Origin of the sequence: Desulfosarcina variabilis str. Montpellier (assembly GCF_048565275.1) — a bacterium.
Lineage (GTDB): Bacteria > Desulfobacterota > Desulfobacteria > Desulfobacterales > Desulfosarcinaceae > Desulfosarcina > Desulfosarcina variabilis.
The window spans coordinates 4776495-4793144 of record NZ_CP159846.1; the positions used below are offsets into that span (position 1 = coordinate 4776495).

The window sequence follows — 16650 nt, forward strand, 5'->3', positions numbered from 1 at the left end:
ATTCTTTTCGACCACAAGGAATCGCCTTTAAGGAATCGTTTGTTATGGATCAACTCGATAATCTCGAACCTCGTGGCGGTGTTTTTCACCGGTTGGGCCAGTACTTCAGGCCGATCCCCCTGTTGGGGTATCTGATCGGTTTTCTGGTCTGCGTGCTATGGGAGATGTGGATCGGTGAACAGCTTTCAGCTTTATTGGGCCTGCCCAAAATGCCTGTTCTGTTCGGAATTCTAACTATTTTTAAGATCATTGCCGGCGTGGTCAATTTTCTGATCAAGGGGGATGCCTTTGTCTGGGCCAGCCTGGTTCAGATTCCCACCGCCTTGATCTATCTGTGTCTGATTTATCTGCTGCCGCTGGGGCTGGTGTCCAGGGCGGTCTCCCGGCCGGCAAATATCCTGGCCCGCTACCTCCAGGGCTTTCCCCTGATCATCACGGCCCTGATTCAGCTGGCACTGATGTATGCGATCCTGCATTTCTGGAGTGAGATGAGCGATTATCGGCTGATCACCTTGAAATTGATGCTGATCGCCGTGTTGTTCACCCTGAGCCTGAATATTATCAATGGCTACATGGGAGAGTTCTCATGCTCGCACCCGGGGTTCATGGCCATCGGTGCTTACATGACCAGCCTGTTCACCGTGGGACTGTTTACCAGTGACAAGGTGCTGGGAGAGGCGGTGTTCAGTTTTGGTGCCGCCTATCTGTCTTTTCCCCTGGCACTGCTGTTTGGCGGGATCATGGCATCCTTAGGGGCGCTGATCATCGCCATCCCGTCGTTTAAAACCCGGGGGGACTACCTGGCCATCATCAGCCTGGCGTTTCTGTTTATCATAAAGAGTCTGTTCGAGAATGTGCAGGCCTTAGGCGGCTCCCGGGGAATCGCCGGTCAGCCCGACTGGGCCACGCTGCCGGTGATTTTTATCACCGTGGCGTTCGGCATCTGGACGATCAACAACTTTGTTACTTCCACCATGGGCAAGGCCCTGAATGCCGTGCGTGACGATGAAACCGCAGCCGAGGCCATGACCGTCAACACCCGCAAAACCAAGATGGCGGCCTTTCTTTTCGGCGCCTTCTGGGCTGGCGTGGCCGGTGGCTTGCTGGCCCACGTACTGCGCTACATCAATCCGGCCATGTTCAGTGTGCAGAAACTGGCCGAGGTGTTGGCCATGGTCTATTTCGGTGGCCTGAATTCTGTTTACGGCTCCATCGTGGGCGCCGTATCGATCAGTCTGCTCGGTGAAGCATTAAGGCCCCTTGAGATTCTCAAGTGGATCGTGATTCCGCTGCTGCTCATTCTGGTGATGATCTACCGGCCCACCGGTCTCATCGCATTCAAGGAATTCGACGTCAGGCAGGTGTTCGGACCCAAGGAGGTGGATTGATATGCCGCTGCTGCACGTTACTGACATGAGCCACAACTTCGGCGGTCTGCAGGCCGTTGCCGACTATCACCTCAGCCTGGATCCGGGCCAGATCACCGGCCTGATCGGTCCCAATGGTGCCGGTAAAACCACCATATTCAACCTGATCACCGGCATCTACCGGCCCACACACGGCTCGGTCATGTTTGACGGCCAGGAACTGGTGGGCAAGAAACCAAACGAAACCGCCGCCATGGGACTGGCCCGCACCTTTCAGGAAATGAAGCTGTGGCGCCACATGAGTGTTCTGGATCATATCAAGATGGCCCGCTATTCCAAGCTTTCCTACGGCCTGCTGGGGGCCTTTTTAGACACCCCCAAACGGCGCCGTCAGGAGCGAGAGGCCACCGACCTGGCCATGGACTATCTCAAGATGTTCGCGGTGGATCAATTTGCCGACCAGCTGGTGGTCAATCTGCCTTACGGGGCCCAGCGACGGGTGGAGATGGCCCGCGCCATGGTGATCGAACCCAAGGTGCTGCTGCTTGACGAGCCCACGGTGGGGATGACCCCGGACGAGATGATGGCCATGATCGAAGTCGTCCGCAAAGCCCATGAGCGCTTCAACCTGGCTATTTTTTTGATCGAGCACCGTCTGCGTGTGGTCCATGAACTGTGCCAGCATGTTCAGGCATTGGTTTTCGGACGGGTGCTTGTGGAAGGCCCGCCGGCTGAGGTTCAAAACCATCCCAAGGTCATCGAGGCCTATATCGGCGAACAGGAGGTAGAATTCTGATGCTGCTCAATGTTGAAAACCTCCGGGTATCTTACGGGAAAATCAAGGCGCTGCATAGCATCAGTTTCAGCATCGATGCCGGTGAGATCGTTACCATCATCGGGGCCAACGGCGCCGGAAAAAGCACCACCTTGCGGGCCATTTCGCGCATGGTGCCCGTTGAAAGCGGAAGTGTGATGACCTGCATGGGCAAGGACATGCTCAAATTCGCGGCCGACAAGGTGGTCAGCCAGCTGGGAATTACCCATGTGCCCGAAGGACGCCGGCTGTTCGGCAATCTAACCGTGATGGAAAACCTGCAACTGGCCACATTTGCCCGCAAGGACCGCGATAAAGTAAAAAAAGACATCCGTCGGGTGTTTGAGATTTTTCCCCGCCTTGAAGAACGGCGGTCCCAGCCGTCCGGCACCATGAGCGGCGGTGAACAGCAGATGCTGGCCATCGGCCGGGCCTTCATGAGCGGCCGGCGTCTGATGCTGCTTGACGAACCGTCCATGGGCCTGTCCCCCCTTTTGATGATGAACGTGTTTCAGGCCTTGAAGGAGATCAATCAACAGGAGGGCACGGCGATTTTGCTGGTTGAACAGAATGCGCGCCTGGCATTGAAGTTTTCCCAGAAAGGCTATGTCCTGGAAACCGGTAATCTGGTGCTGGAAGGGGACTCGCAGACGCTGATCAATGATCCGGAGGTGAAAAAGGCGTATCTTGGCGGATAATATATTTGTTTGTGGCTGAAAATGTTTATTGATCAGTCAATTCTATTTGCTGAAAAGGTGTTAAGTGTGAAGGGAAGGTAGCCTGCCGATTTTAATAAAAATCGATCCCAATCCTTCACTTAACACTTAAAACTTAACACTTAAAACTTGAAATTCCCTACAAATCCCCGTATCCATATCACAATATTTCATTTCCATCATTGAACCCGAATAAGGAAATTACCAATGATCCGTGCAGCAGTTGTAGGGGCCAACGGTTACGCCGGGGCTGAGCTGGTTCGCATTCTGTCCGGTCATCCGGACGTGGAGTTGACGGTGATCACCTCACGGCAATATGCCGGAAGCGCCTTTGACGAGATCTACCCAGCGCTGAAAACCATCGTTCGCCAGGACTTTATGGAGAATGATCCGGAACTGATCGCCAGACAGGCCGATGCCGTGTTTCTGGCCTTGCCGCACAAGGCATCCATGGGCATGGCGCCGGCGTTGGTGGCCGCCGGCAAGCGGGTGATCGATCTATCCGCTGATTTCCGGTTCACCAATCCGGCAGCCTACGAGGCTCACTATCAGCCACATACCTGTACCGATCTTCTGGCGCAGGCGGTGTACGGATTATGCGAAGTCAATGGCGAAAAGGTCAAAACCGCCCAGCTGGTCGGCAATCCCGGATGTTACCCCACCAGTGTACTGCTGCCCCTGTTGCCGCTGGTCAAGGAACGGCTGGTGGACCCAGGCACGATCATCGCCGATTCCAAATCCGGTGTTTCGGGTGCGGGACGTGGGGCGAATGAGACCACTCATTTTTGCCATGTCAACGAATCCTTCAAGGCATACAAAGTCGGGGCCCACCGCCATACGCCGGAAATCGAGGAAAAACTGTCCCAGGCCGCCGAATCACCGGTAGCCATCACCTTTGTTCCCCATTTGCTGCCCATGACGCGGGGAATGGAAAGCACGATTTACGCCCAGCTGACCCAAGGCACCGGCGTGCAGCAGATTACCGCGTGCCTGAACGATTTTTACCAGGGGCGGTCGTTTGTCCGTCTTCTGGGCGAGGGGGGCGTACCCAATACCCTGAACGTCAAGGGGACCAATTTTTGTGACATCGGCTGGACCGTCGATCCGGGTACCGGTCGCCTGATTCTGCTGTCGGTGATCGACAACCTGGTCAAAGGCGCAGCCGGGCAGGCCGTTCAGAATATGAATTTAATGTTCGGTTTTGATGAAAAAGCCGGGCTCAGTGATGTCCCGTATCCGCTATAAAATGGCGACGTGCATCTTTTTAAAATAAGACTAAAACCAATCAATGCCGCGCGATTTTGTTAAATGCGCGGCATTTTCATTGGATTCTGACATGCCGAGTTTGTGATTGTTTTTTAAGATCACTAAATTGGTGCCAGATGGCAAACCCGCACTTTACATCAGCCGCATGTTGACAACCCGCACGATTTGAACTAAAAAAAGAACGTTTTTGCCGTCTGTCCCATCAGGGGAATACCCACATTTTACAATACAAATCGCCGATCAAGACCAGTTGCAAAATAATTGCAGGCTTGTCACTGCGCCATGTATGCACAGAAACCATCAATGTGAAAGGAGACAGGAGATGACAGCAACGTTAATCAAGGGTACCGAGATCCGGGAGCAAATCCTCGAAGAAATTACCGCCGAGGTGAATCAGATCAAGGAAAAGCACGGTGTGGTTCCCGGGCTGGTCACCATCCTTGTAGGCGAAAACCCGGCATCCATTTCTTATGTCACACTGAAAATCAAAACCGCCCACCGGGTCGGATTCAAGGAAGTGCAGGACAATCAGCCGCCCGATATCTCAGAGGAAGATCTGTTGGCGCTGATCGAAAAATACAACAAGGATGACAGCATCAACGGCATCCTCGTTCAGTTGCCGCTTCCCAAACACATTGATGAGAAAAAAGTTCTCAATGCCATCGACCCGGACAAGGATGTGGACGGTTTTCATCCAGTCAACGTGGGTCGACTAATGATCGGTGGTAAAGAAGTCAAGTTTCCGCCATGTACGCCTTTCGGTATTCAGGAAATGATCGTACGCGCCGGCGTTGAAACCAGTGGCGCTGAAGTGGTGGTTGTGGGACGCTCCAACATCGTCGGCAAACCCATTGCCAACATGATGGTTCAAAAGGGTCCCGGCGCCAATGCCACCGTAACGATCGTGCATACCCGTACCAAAGACCTGGCTGCCCACTGCAAACGAGCCGACATCCTCATCGTCGCCGCTGGTGTGCCGGATCTGGTGAAACCGGAATGGATCAAACCGGGTGCCTGTGTGATCGATGTTGGTGTGAATCGCGTCGGCGAAAAAATCAGTGAAAAGACCGGCAAGAAGATTGCCATCCTCAAAGGCGACGTGGACTTCGATGCGGCCAAAGAAATCGCCGGCTACATTACTCCGGTTCCCGGCGGTGTTGGTCCCATGACCATTACCATGCTGATGCTCAACACGTTGAAGTCCCTCAAGTTCAAACTGGGGATTGCTTAAAAACAGCAGAAAATTGGCTTGGCTTGCCTTTTAGAGCTTGAAAAAGTCTGGATCAGGCTTAATAATAGAGAAGAAGTGACTACTAACTGAGCAATTTTTACCGTTTTCTTTAGCCGTTAACTGCACTTTCTCAGACAAAGGGCTTTGAACAAGCTCCATAAGCGATAAATAGTCAGAAACAACCAATGCTGAGCTGCCATGATATCGGTCGATCGGTATCATGGCAGCTGTCGTGATAGTTCCTTGCTGATAACCGATTAAGCTGCTGGAATATTGGTATAAAAATGGAAGAAATACGTCGCCGAAAAGCAACGTCACGAAAAGGGCTTTCCTTTGTTGTTTTCAACAGCGCCGGCAAGCAAGTCAAAAAGTTCAACACGTCACTGATTTTTTTCATTCTGCTGATCATATCTGTTGCCTCAGGGGGGGGCTTGCTGGGGTTTTACATCTATGATTATCACAATATGCGGACATCCATGGTCACGATCAGTCAAATGGCCCAGAAAATTATTGACCAACGTTCCAAGATTACTCAGCAGCGATTGCAAATTCAAACCTTTGCCAATGAGATCAATTCCCTCAAAGAAAAGCTTGTTAAACTCGATCAATTTGAAGAACAGATCCGGATGATTGCCAATCTCGAACCCGAAAACGATGAAGCCAATCCGTCCGGCATTGGCGGGGCAACGCCGGACAGTCTGGACTCACAGTTGGAATTAAACGAAGGGCATGAAACCCTGATTCGAGAAATGCATCAAGAGATCGATGATCTTGAATCCGCAACTACCATTCAATTAAACAAGTTTGATTTGTTAAAGGAGGAACTGGAAGAGCAACGCAACATGCTCGCTGCAACACCGGCCATTCGACCGACCGTGGGGTGGATGACCTCCCGATTCGGCAAACGAACATCTCCGTTTACCGGGCGCAACGAATTCCATAAAGGCGTTGATATTGCCAATCGAAAAGGCACGGCGATTGTGGCGACAGCTGATGGCGTGATTTCTTTTGTCGGCAAAAAAACCGGTATGGGCAATGTCGTCGTTATCGACCATGGCCATGGTATAATCACCCGTTATGCACATTTGTCCGTAATTTTAAAACAGCGGGGCGAAAAAGTGGAAAGAGGGGATATTATTGCTCAAATGGGCAGCACCGGTCGTAGTACCGGCCCTCATTTGCACTATGAAGTTCACCTAAATGGCGTTCCGGTCAACCCCCAAAAATACATCCTCAATTAATCATCAAAGGTGATCCCAACCGTTGGCGATCCTTCCATACCGCATTAAAAAATCATCTTTAGCGCTTGAGTGGCCCGGAAAATTAGTTTAGGATATCAGGGCATTGAAAATGATTTCGCGTCTGCCAGAACGCATCGCCAGTCTGATCGTTACGATTCAATTGAAAAAGATGATTACGGCTGCACAGATCGACGCGCCTGTGCCTTATGCCGTATGGTGTTAGAAGGCTCTTATTTATGGACGATCATTATGTTTCAAGCTGAGGTGATCGTTCATGTTCAGGAAAGTGGGAATACATAAAAATGATCGGAAAATTTCTGACCCAAATTTTTGGAAGCCAAAATGAACGCCAACTGAAAAAGCTTCAACCACTTGTGGAGGCGACAAACGCGCTGGAACCCGACATTCAGGCCATGGACGATGACCGCCTCAAGGGCCAGACCCAGCGTCTGAAAGAGCGGGTCGCCAACGGTGAGCCCTTGGACGACATTCTGCCCGAAGCCTTTGCCACCGTGCGGGAGGCATCGGTCAGGGTGTTGGGCATGCGGCACTACGATGTTCAGCTGATTGGCGGGATGGTGCTTCATCAAGGCACAATCGCCGAAATGAAAACCGGTGAAGGCAAAACCCTGGTTGCCACACTGCCCGCTTACCTCAACGCCCTGACCGGTCGCGGGGTTCATGTTGTGACGGTCAATGACTATCTGGCCCGGCGCGACACCGAATGGATGGGCAAAATCTATACCTTTTTGGGGCTGAGCGTGGGTACCGTTCAACACGGCCTGGATGACCGGCAGCGTAAAGCGGCTTATGGCGCGGACATCACCTATGGCACCAACAATGAATTCGGGTTCGACTATTTGCGCGACAACATGAAGTTCGACGGCGGTTCGTTGGTTCAGCGCGAGCTCAATTTTGCCATTGTGGACGAGGTGGACAGCATTCTGATTGACGAAGCGCGCACGCCGCTGATCATTTCCGGTCCGGCTGAAAAATCGACCCATCTATATTACCAGGTCAACGGCATCATTCCCAAACTTCAAGCCGAAACAGACTACAAAATCGATGAAAAAGCCCGCAGCGCATCGCTCACCGAAGACGGGGTGGCGCATGCCGAAACGCTGCTCGGTGTGGAGAACCTTTATGATCCCAGTAATATCGAATTGTTGCACCACACCAACCAGGCGTTAAAGGCCCACACCCTGTTCAAGCGTGACGTGGACTACATCGTAAAAGAGGGGGAGGTGATCATCGTCGATGAATTTACCGGTCGGCTCATGCCCGGACGTCGCTACAGCGAAGGGTTGCACCAGGCCCTGGAGGCCAAAGAAAATGTAAAAATTGAAAATGAAAACCAGACCCTGGCGACCATTACATTTCAGAACTATTTCCGTATGTACGACAAGCTTTCCGGCATGACCGGTACCGCAGACACCGAAGCGGCAGAGTTCAAGAAAATTTATAATTTGGATGTGATGATCATCCCCACCAACAAGGACATGATTCGAAAAGATTTTCCCGATGTGATCTATAAAACCCGGCGGGAAAAATTTAACGCCGCCATCGAAGAAATCAGGGAATTGAACAAGAAGGGACAACCCGTACTGGTGGGTACGGTATCCATCGATATTTCCGAGCAGCTCTCCAACAGCCTAAAAAAGAAAGGCATTCCCCATGAAGTACTCAATGCCAAGAACCATGAAAAGGAAGCCGAGATTATCTCCATGGCCGGACAAAAAGGGGCGGTAACCATTTCCACCAACATGGCTGGCCGCGGAACCGACATCGTGCTTGGCGAAGGGGTCACTGAACTGGGGGGGCTGCATATTCTCGGTACCGAACGGCATGAAAGCCGGCGCATCGATAATCAGTTGCGCGGTCGTTCGGGCCGCCAGGGTGACCCGGGGTCATCACGCTTTTATCTGGCCCTGGAAGACGATTTGCTTCGCATTTTCGGCGGAGAACGGATTACCGGGATCATGGAGCGCCTGGGCATGGAAGAGGGCGAACCCATCGAGCACAACCTGATCAGCCGGGCCATCGAAAATGCCCAGTCCAAGGTGGAGGCGCACAATTTCGATATTCGTAAGCATCTGCTGGAATACGATGATGTGATGAACCAGCAGCGCGAGGTGATCTATAAACAGCGTCGGGATTTGCTTACCGGCGTGGACTTGAAAGAGACCATTGAAGATATCATGATGGAGGCGGCCGAGGTCACTGCCGGCCAGTTTGCTGATGAGCGGGCACTGCCCGAAGACTGGGATTGGCCGGCCATCTCCGATGCGGTTTTCCAGCAGTTCAATTTCCGGCTGGAAGAGATGGATCAAGACGCCCTGGACGGTCTCAATGCAGACGGGCTGGCCCAGGAAATATACGATCAGGCCCACCGGATTTACCAAGAAAAAGTCGATATGCTCGGTGAAGCCGAATTCCGGCAACTGGAGCGGGTGGTCATGCTGCAAACGGTGGATAATTTGTGGAAGGATCACTTGCTGTCCATGGACCATCTCAAAGAAGGCATCGGCCTGCGCGGCTACGCCCAGCAAAATCCACTGTTGGTCTACAAGAAAGAGGGCTTCGACATGTTCCAGGAGACCATCGACCGTATCAAGATGGAAACCCTGGGCATTTTGTTCCGTATTCAGTTGGCCGAACCCGATCATATCGAAGACCTTCAAAAACCCAAGGAACAGAAATTGGTTTTTTCCGGTGGTGATGGCGCGCCGCCGGCAAAACAACCGGTTAAGCGTGACACTGAAAAAATTGGCCGCAATGCCCCCTGTCCGTGCGGCAGTGGAAAAAAATACAAAAAGTGTTGCGGCAGATGAAAAGGTTTTCTATGACAGGGTAAAAACGGCTTGAATGCAAGATCAACCCAAAGAACCCAATGAACTCAATAAGCCCAAAGAACCCAACAAACGCTAAAACAATCGGTGTCCTCTCCGACACCCATGGGCTGCTTCGACCGGAAATCGAAAAACAATTGTCCGGCTGTGACCATATTTTGCACGCCGGCGACATCGGCGATGGTGCCATACTCCAGCGGCTGGAACAAATCGCCCCGGTGGTGGCCGTGCGTGGTAACATGGACTATGGATCATGGTCCAATGCCCTGCCGGTTAAAGAAATGGTGGAGATCGAAGGGGTTTTCTTTTACCTGCTGCACGATCTATATCACCTTGACCTGGACCCGCTTGCTGCCGGCATCCATGTGGTTGTCAGTGGTCATACCCATCAGGCCAAGCTGTTTCGCAAAGACGGCGTCATCTATCTGAATCCGGGAAGTGCCGGTCATCGACGAAGTCATTATCCCATTTCCATGGCCATGGTCCACATTGATGAAAAAACCGTGACCCCGCAAATCATCGAAATCGATGACTGATTTAGGGTGTCATGGGGTCGCCGTATTTTCAATCAGGCAAAGTGGATGAAAAAGAAATGCACTTTACAATCCATGGTACCGATGATTATAATTGATGTGCGAAAAATTATTGGGATAAGCGTTAATCGACATAAAATGTACTGTGATTAATATTTGTTAGATGGCCATCAGGGTAAACATCGATAATCCAAAAAAACATGACGCAACCGCAAACAGGTGAACAGGTCCACTCGGAAACCCGAGACCAGACTCGACAACCCCCCATGTATCGTGTACTGCTTCACAATGACGATTACACGACAATGGAGTTTGTGGTCGAAATCCTGATGTATATATTTAATAAATCACCTGAAACGGCCGCCAAAATCATGATGAACGTTCATCAGAAGGGGGTCGGTGTATGTGGTATATACACCCATGAGATTGCCGAAACCAAAGTCAATGCGGTTCACAACCTTGCCCGTGAAAGCGGCTTTCCACTGCGTTGCAGTATGGAACAGGAATAGACAGCTATGATCAGTAAGGAACTCAGTGCTACATTGGGCTTCGCCGTTCGTGAAGCAAAGAAACGCCGCCACGAATATGTCAGTGTCGAGCATGTGCTGTTCGCCATATTACACGATACCACAGGCCTTAATATTGTGGAAAAATGCGGTGGCAATATCGATAATCTAAAAGCCAGTCTGGAAACCTTCTTCAACGAAAATCTGCAGATGATTCCTGAAGAAAATGAGTACGTCCTCCAACAGACGATCGGCTTTCAGCGCGTCATCCAGCGGGCGGTCAACCACGTACGCTCCGCTGAAAAAAAGGAAGTGGCAGTTGGGGACATCCTGGCTTCTATCTTCATGGAAAAGGATTCACACGCGGTCTATTTTCTAAACGAAGAAAACATTTCAAGGCTGGACGTGCTGCGGGTGATTTCCCATGATCTTCCCGTGGAACCGCCCAGCCAGGAGCCGGAAACGGAAACCAAAGAAGATCAAAAGGGCGCCAAGAAAAAAGCCAACCCGCTGGACAGCTATACGGTGAATTTGATTGACCGGGCCGCCAAGGGGAAATTGGACCCGTTGATCGGTCGCGAGTTGGAGATGGAGCGCACCATGCAGGTGCTTTGCCGGCGCCGTAAAAACAACCCCATTTTCGTTGGTGATCCAGGCGTGGGTAAAACCGCCATGGCCGAGGGGCTGGCGCAGAAAATCTGGGATGGTGAAATTCCCGACCTTCTGAAAGACGTGCGCATTTTTTCATTGGATCTGGGCGGTATGCTTGCCGGATCAAAATTCAGGGGCGATTTTGAACAGCGCCTGAAGGGCGTTGTGGCCGAGCTTAAAAAACGAAAAAATGCCATCCTTTTCATCGACGAAATTCATACCATTGTGGGAGCCGGTGCGACAAGCAGCGGTTCCATGGATGCCAGCAATATCCTGAAACCGTTTTTGTCCACAGGTGAGCTGCGTTGTATCGGTTCGACCACATATGAAGAGTACAAGAACCATTTTGAAAAAGACCGTGCGCTTTCCAGACGCTTTGAGAAAATTGATATTCTGGAACCGCCGGTGAAAGATGCCATCCGGATCTTAAAAGGGCTGCGCACCCGCTATGAGGAGCATCACGACATCGAATATACCGATGCGGCGCTGAAATCCGCCTGTGAGTTGGCTGCCAAATACATCAATGATCGCTACCTGCCCGACAAGGCCATTGATGTCATTGATGAGGCCGGTGCTGCCATTCGGTTGACCGGTGCCTCCAACCGTAAAAAAATTCATCCCTCGGACATTGAAAAAATCGTGGCCAAGATTGCCCGCATTCCGGCGGTAAATGTCTCCACACCCGACAAGGCCAAACTGGAAAATCTGGACGGTCAGTTGCGTGAAGTGGTGTATGGCCAGGACGATGCCATTACCGCTTTGGTAACGGCCATCAAACGCAGTCGCGCAGGGCTGGGACAGCCGGAAAAACCAGTGGGATCATTTCTTTTCACCGGCCCGACCGGGGTCGGTAAAACCGAGGTGGCCCGCCAGGTGGCCCGCCTGCTCGACGTGGAGTTTATGCGTTACGACATGAGCGAGTACATGGAAAAGCATGCCGTGGCCCGGCTCATCGGTGCCCCTCCAGGATACATCGGTTTTGACCAGGGGGGACTTTTAACCGACGGTGTCCGCAAACATCCTTACTGTGTTTTACTGCTCGACGAGATTGAAAAGGCTCACGAAGATTTGTTCAACATTCTTCTTCAGGTGCTTGATCATGCCACGTTGACGGACAACAACGGCAAGAAGGCCGATTTTCGCAACGTAATTATCATGATGACCTCCAATGCCGGCTCCAGGGAGATGAGTAGTGCAACCATTGGTTTTGGTGATCCCAAGGGGGATTCGGCGAACAAGGGCAAAAAGGCCATCGAAAAAATATTCAGCCCAGAGTTTAGAAATCGTCTAGACGGTATCATCAACTTCAACGCGCTCGACCGAACGATCATGGAGATGATTGTCGATAAATTCATGAGTGAATTGATCGTTCAGCTGGCAGCTAAAAAAGTGAACATCAGTTACTCTGACAACGCTCGAATATGGTTAGCCAAAAAGGGATATGATCCGCAATACGGTGCCCGTCCCCTGGCACGTGTCATTCAGATGGAAATAAAAGATGTCCTGGCCGATGAAATTCTCTTTGGCAAGCTTGAAAAGGGCGGGAATGTAAAACTGGATGTGGGAGATGAAGATCGGTTGGTGATTGAATATCTATAAGCGATATTTTTTTTAAGTTGACAAGCGCATGGGTCGATGCCAGTTTTTACCCTTTCTAAACGACTTTCCTTTCCACCCGCGCATCTAGCGATCAAAGAGGGGCTGTTGGCCGTGGGGGGAGACCTTACTGTCGATCGCCTGCTAACGGCATATCGAAGCGGAGTATTCCCCTGGTACGCTGACGGTGATCCAATCCTTTGGTGGTCACCTGACCCCCGCCTGGTCCTTTACCCACAAGAATTGAGAGTCTCGAAATCCCTCAAACGCGTCATTAATAAAGACCTGTTTCAAATTACGTTCAACAACGCTTTTGAGACCGTAATCCGTGGCTGCGCCGAAACAAAAAGGTCTTACGGCGACGGAACCTGGATCACCGATGAGATGAAAGACGCCTACTGCAGGCTGCATCGGCATGGATACGCCCATAGTGTGGAGGCATGGCAATCCGGCAATCTTGTGGGTGGACTCTATGGTGTAATCATCGGGCGTATCTTTTTTGGTGAATCAATGTTCAGCAAAGTCAGTAATAGTTCGAAGGTCGCCTTTGTCAGGCTGGTGCAACACCTCAAGCGGTTGCAATTCGTACTCATCGACTGCCAGGTAAAAACAGATCACTTGATGCGTTTCGGTGCCAGGGAAATACCTCGCAAGGTATTCCTGGAACAGCTTAAGAAGGCGGTGGATGCGAAACCCAACTATTTATAGACGAAAAAAAGGGTTCCCAATAAAAGGATGCCCCCCTTTTCCCTTAGGATGCAACAATTAATTCAGAGGTATTTATCTTTGCGATTTTTTATCTGCCATGGTGGACGTTGATCGCATTGCCGCTATTCCAAGAGTTCAAGGATAATTCGCTTCTTGGTTTTTCCTGACGCCGCATTGAGAATGGTTCGGATGGCCTGAACATTTTGTCCCTTCCTTCCGATGATTTTACCCAGATCCTGCTTGGCTACGGATAGTTCAATGACAATGCTTTGATGGCTTTCGATTTCATTGACGGATACCTGTTCAGGCATGTCCACAAGAGCCTTTGCAATTTCCTCGACTAGCGTCTTCATAGTGCCCCCCCAAAATATAGTTATGCGCCTTATTCTCTTCCACCCACAACCTAGTGCTGACGAATCAAACACTTTACCATCGATCACTTCATGAACTATTTTCGTTCTAAATCTTTATCTTGTCAAATATTCTTGCGAAAAATCATTATCAGGAATGAAGAAAAATCCTATAAACCCCTTTTGGGGGGGTGAAATAACAACCTCCGGGCAGAAAAACGGCCCGGAGGCATTAGGATGGTTACGTATTGGCTGCGTTGCTGAAACCTAAATCAAACGCCTTCAGGTTTACGTCCACAAATGACGCCTTGGTTTTCGTTTGAATGGCCAGCTCAAGATTTTGCCTTGAAATTGGCAAAATAGACGTTTGAATCAATGCGCCCAAAAGGACGATGTTGACTGCCATGACGCTGCCCGCTTTGATTGCCAGATCAACCGCATCCATGGTGATCAGCCGGCTGGTTTTGGCTTTGATCAATTCTTGGGCCTGGGCTAGGTCCGGATACGTGCCGCGCCCAATGGCCACGGTAAACGGCGGTAGTGGTGACAGGTTGGTGATGACAGTGGTTCGGGCATTGCATTTATTGAGGGCCCGCAGGGTTTCCGACGGTTCAAAGCCAAGCAAAACATCCGCTTCATTGTCAGAAATGATGGTGCTTTTTGCATCACCAAAAACGATGGCCGATTCCACCACACCACCGCGCTGAGCCATTCCATGAATCTCGCTCATGCGTACGGGTACGCCAGACAATAGCGCCGCTTCACCGAGTACTTTGGACGCCAGCAAATTTCCCTGGCCCCCCACCGCCACAATAATCAGTCTTGTTGTTTTCATGATTGGTTCCCATATCAGATAGGCTCCCGGCGGTCATTGAGATGCCGGTGGCCGTTGGTTGATGATTTTTAACCTGCTTTTTGCTGTTTGAGCGGAACAATGGCGTTTTCAGGGCAAATCTGGGCACAAACAGCGCACCCCACACAGGTATCAGCGTTGATTCGTACCTGATCGCCTTCCAGATAAAACGCTGGGCAACCGATTTCATTGATGCAATCGCGATGGTTTTTGCATTTGTCGGTAACGGTGAATGCGCGGCGCTTGAGCTTATTCAAACTGCTTGCATAAAGGGTACACATTTCCTGGGAAATGATCACCGATACCCCTTGGTAATCCATGGCTGCTTTTACCGCTTCAATACTCTTTTTCACCTTATACGGTTTGATGACGGTCACATGCTGGACGCCGATGGCGCGAACAACCGCTTCAATGGAAATACGGCCATAACCGGATAGATTGAGGCTTTGCATGTCAACACCGGGATGGGGTTGATGACCGGTCATGGCTGTTGTGCCGTTATCCAAAATAATCAACGTAAAGTTGTGATTGTTATGGACCGCATTGACCAGGCCGGTCAGGCCGGAGTGAAAGAAAGTCGAATCACCGATGAATGCCACCACCTTTTTATCGGTTGTTTTTGAAAAACCGCAGGCGGAACTGACCGATGAACCCATACAGATCACAAAATCCCCCATGGACAATGGGGGCAGAAACCCTAATGTATAGCAACCGATATCCGTGGGATAAATGGTCTGAGATCCTTCGGCCGCTTTTTTTACGGCGTAGTAGGTGGCCCGGTGGGAGCAGCCGGCACATAGATTGGGTGGGCGTTGGGGAAGTTCCGGCACATCCGACAGATCAAGCGGCTGATTCCTGGTATCGGCAACGCCGAAATAATGGGCGATCACCCGGCGAACCATGGACGGATCGAATTCATAGAGTCGGGAGAACAGGTTCTGGCCTTTACCTGAAATGGGCAGAACCAGGGCACCTTCCTGGGCAATGGCCTTGACGGCCTCTTCCATGAATGGTTCACCTTCTTCGACGATCAGTACCTTCTCACAGCCACTTAAAAATTGTTTGACCAGGCCGGGTGGCGTTGGATGGGAAAACCCCAGGCGTAGCACCCGTGTGTTTTTCTCGATTCCCAACTCCTGGACGGCATCGGACACATAGTTATAGCTGACGCCGTTGCAGATAATGCCCCAGTCGCCTTTCCCCTCGATGAAATTGTAGGACGAAGTTTCCGCCAGTGCCTGGGCCTTGTCCCAATTCTCCAAAAGCCGCACATGCAAGCGGCGGGAAACCGCTGGAACGGCAACCAGATTGAATGGATCCTTGGTGAAATCACCTTTGGTGATGGGCGGTTTGATTTGGCCGAGCTCAACAAAGGCACTGGAGTGATTGACTCGTGTAGTGGTGCGCAGAATGACCGGCACGCTCAGTTTCTCGGAGAGCGCAAAAGCATCGATGGTCATCTGACAGGCTTCTTCCACGGAAGCGGGCTCAAGGATCGGCAGCCCTGAAAGTTTACCATAGTAACGATTGTCCTGCTCATTTTGGCTGGAGAACATGGATGGATCGTCGGCGGTGAGAATGACCAAGCCACCTTTCACGCCCAAATAAGCCAGGGTCATCAAGGGGTCGGCAGCCACATTCAGGCCTACATGCTTCATCATGCAAAAGGTCCGCAAACCGCTGTTGGCTGCACCGGCCGCCACTTCCAGGGCAACTTTTTCATTGGTACTGTATTCAAAGTATAAATCACTTTCATGAGAGATCTGGAAAAGATTGAGCGAAATCTCAGATGATGGTGTGCCAGGGTAAGTGGTGGCAAAGGCAACACCGGCTTCGATGGCCCCGCGAGCTATCGCTTCATTGCCCAGGAGCAGCATTTTTTTACCCGGTTCGGCTGTGAGTAGTTTGTGCATAGCGGTTTCCTGTTGGAGTTAACGGATTATTGATTAATTACGATTGATAAACAAGG

14 protein-coding genes are annotated in these 16650 nt (G+C 51.0%); 11 read left to right on the forward strand and 3 right to left on the reverse strand.

Annotation, left to right across the window (positions count from 1 at the left end):
* The first annotated feature begins 44 nt into the window (after positions 1-44).
* The 11 genes from Dvar_RS21560 (at position 45) to aat (ending at position 13478) form a co-directional block, all read left to right on the forward strand.
* Complete coding sequence (locus Dvar_RS21560) at positions 45-1388, forward strand: branched-chain amino acid ABC transporter permease (protein ID WP_419664015.1); 1344 nt, start codon at positions 45-47, stop codon at positions 1386-1388.
* A 1-nt stretch (position 1389) separates the two neighbouring features.
* Positions 1390-2163, forward strand: a complete 774-nt coding sequence (locus tag Dvar_RS21565; protein WP_419664016.1) for an ABC transporter ATP-binding protein — start codon at positions 1390-1392, stop codon at positions 2161-2163.
* Entirely contained in the window at positions 2157-2879 is a 723-nt protein-coding gene (locus Dvar_RS21570) for an ABC transporter ATP-binding protein (protein WP_419664144.1), read from the forward strand. The genes Dvar_RS21565 and Dvar_RS21570 overlap by 7 nt, the downstream gene beginning before the upstream one ends.
* 225 nt (positions 2880-3104) lie before the next feature.
* Positions 3105-4142 carry an N-acetyl-gamma-glutamyl-phosphate reductase gene (gene argC, locus Dvar_RS21575; protein ID WP_419664017.1) on the forward strand — a complete coding sequence of 346 codons (1038 nt, stop codon included), beginning with the start codon at positions 3105-3107 and terminating at the stop codon, positions 4140-4142.
* 343 nt (positions 4143-4485) lie between these two features.
* On the forward strand, positions 4486-5394 hold the full coding sequence (folD, locus tag Dvar_RS21580) for a bifunctional methylenetetrahydrofolate dehydrogenase/methenyltetrahydrofolate cyclohydrolase FolD (protein WP_419664018.1): 909 nt from the start codon (positions 4486-4488) through the stop codon (positions 5392-5394).
* Between the two features lie 284 nt (positions 5395-5678).
* Entirely contained in the window at positions 5679-6635 is a 957-nt protein-coding gene (locus tag Dvar_RS21585; RefSeq protein ID WP_419664019.1) for a peptidoglycan DD-metalloendopeptidase family protein, read from the forward strand.
* Positions 6636-6937: 302 nt separating this feature from the next.
* Positions 6938-9466, forward strand: a complete 2529-nt coding sequence (secA, locus tag Dvar_RS21590; RefSeq protein ID WP_419664020.1) for a preprotein translocase subunit SecA — start codon at positions 6938-6940, stop codon at positions 9464-9466.
* Positions 9467-9525: 59 nt separating this feature from the next.
* The gene (locus Dvar_RS21595; protein ID WP_419664021.1) at positions 9526-10020 is read left to right on the forward strand and encodes a metallophosphoesterase family protein; all 495 of its coding nucleotides are present in this window, start codon (positions 9526-9528) and stop codon (positions 10018-10020) included.
* A gap of 197 nt (positions 10021-10217) precedes the next feature.
* The gene (gene clpS, locus Dvar_RS21600) at positions 10218-10526 is read left to right on the forward strand and encodes an ATP-dependent Clp protease adapter ClpS (protein WP_419664022.1); all 309 of its coding nucleotides are present in this window, start codon (positions 10218-10220) and stop codon (positions 10524-10526) included.
* A gap of 6 nt (positions 10527-10532) precedes the next feature.
* Entirely contained in the window at positions 10533-12773 is a 2241-nt protein-coding gene (gene clpA, locus Dvar_RS21605) for an ATP-dependent Clp protease ATP-binding subunit ClpA (RefSeq protein WP_419664023.1), read from the forward strand.
* Between the two features lie 36 nt (positions 12774-12809).
* A complete protein-coding gene (aat, locus tag Dvar_RS21610; RefSeq protein ID WP_419664024.1) occupies positions 12810-13478 on the forward strand; it encodes a leucyl/phenylalanyl-tRNA--protein transferase in 669 nt (222 codons plus the stop codon).
* Between the two features lie 122 nt (positions 13479-13600).
* Here aat and Dvar_RS21615 read toward each other — a convergent pair whose 3' ends face one another.
* The 3 genes from Dvar_RS21615 to iorA all read right to left on the reverse strand — a co-directional run bounded on the left by Dvar_RS21615 (position 13601) and on the right by iorA (position 16594).
* Complete coding sequence (locus tag Dvar_RS21615; protein ID WP_419664025.1) at positions 13601-13831, reverse strand: KH domain-containing protein; 231 nt, start codon at positions 13829-13831, stop codon at positions 13601-13603.
* A gap of 238 nt (positions 13832-14069) precedes the next feature.
* Positions 14070-14663 (reverse strand): indolepyruvate oxidoreductase subunit beta, encoded by a 594-nt coding sequence (locus Dvar_RS21620; protein WP_419664026.1) that lies wholly within the window; start codon positions 14661-14663, stop codon positions 14070-14072.
* 68 nt (positions 14664-14731) lie between these two features.
* The gene (gene iorA / locus Dvar_RS21625) at positions 14732-16594 is read right to left on the reverse strand and encodes an indolepyruvate ferredoxin oxidoreductase subunit alpha (RefSeq protein ID WP_419664027.1); all 1863 of its coding nucleotides are present in this window, start codon (positions 16592-16594) and stop codon (positions 14732-14734) included.
* Positions 16595-16650: the final 56 nt, after the last annotated feature.

Coding starts and splice junctions, on each gene's coding strand:
- iorA (WP_419664027.1), bottom strand. CDS start 16,594: ATGCACAAACTACTCACAGCCGAACCGGGTAAAAAAATGCTGCTCCTG.
- Dvar_RS21615 (WP_419664025.1), bottom strand. CDS start 13,831: ATGAAGACGCTAGTCGAGGAAATTGCAAAGGCTCTTGTGGACATGCCT.
- aat (WP_419664024.1), top strand. CDS start 12,810: ATGCCAGTTTTTACCCTTTCTAAACGACTTTCCTTTCCACCCGCGCAT.
- Dvar_RS21620 (WP_419664026.1), bottom strand. CDS start 14,663: ATGAAAACAACAAGACTGATTATTGTGGCGGTGGGGGGCCAGGGAAAT.
- secA (WP_419664020.1), top strand. CDS start 6,938: ATGATCGGAAAATTTCTGACCCAAATTTTTGGAAGCCAAAATGAACGC.
- clpS (WP_419664022.1), top strand. CDS start 10,218: ATGACGCAACCGCAAACAGGTGAACAGGTCCACTCGGAAACCCGAGAC.
- Dvar_RS21565 (WP_419664016.1), top strand. CDS start 1,390: ATGCCGCTGCTGCACGTTACTGACATGAGCCACAACTTCGGCGGTCTG.
- Dvar_RS21585 (WP_419664019.1), top strand. CDS start 5,679: ATGGAAGAAATACGTCGCCGAAAAGCAACGTCACGAAAAGGGCTTTCC.
- Dvar_RS21595 (WP_419664021.1), top strand. CDS start 9,526: ATGAACTCAATAAGCCCAAAGAACCCAACAAACGCTAAAACAATCGGT.
- folD (WP_419664018.1), top strand. CDS start 4,486: ATGACAGCAACGTTAATCAAGGGTACCGAGATCCGGGAGCAAATCCTC.
- Dvar_RS21560 (WP_419664015.1), top strand. CDS start 45: ATGGATCAACTCGATAATCTCGAACCTCGTGGCGGTGTTTTTCACCGG.
- clpA (WP_419664023.1), top strand. CDS start 10,533: ATGATCAGTAAGGAACTCAGTGCTACATTGGGCTTCGCCGTTCGTGAA.
- argC (WP_419664017.1), top strand. CDS start 3,105: ATGATCCGTGCAGCAGTTGTAGGGGCCAACGGTTACGCCGGGGCTGAG.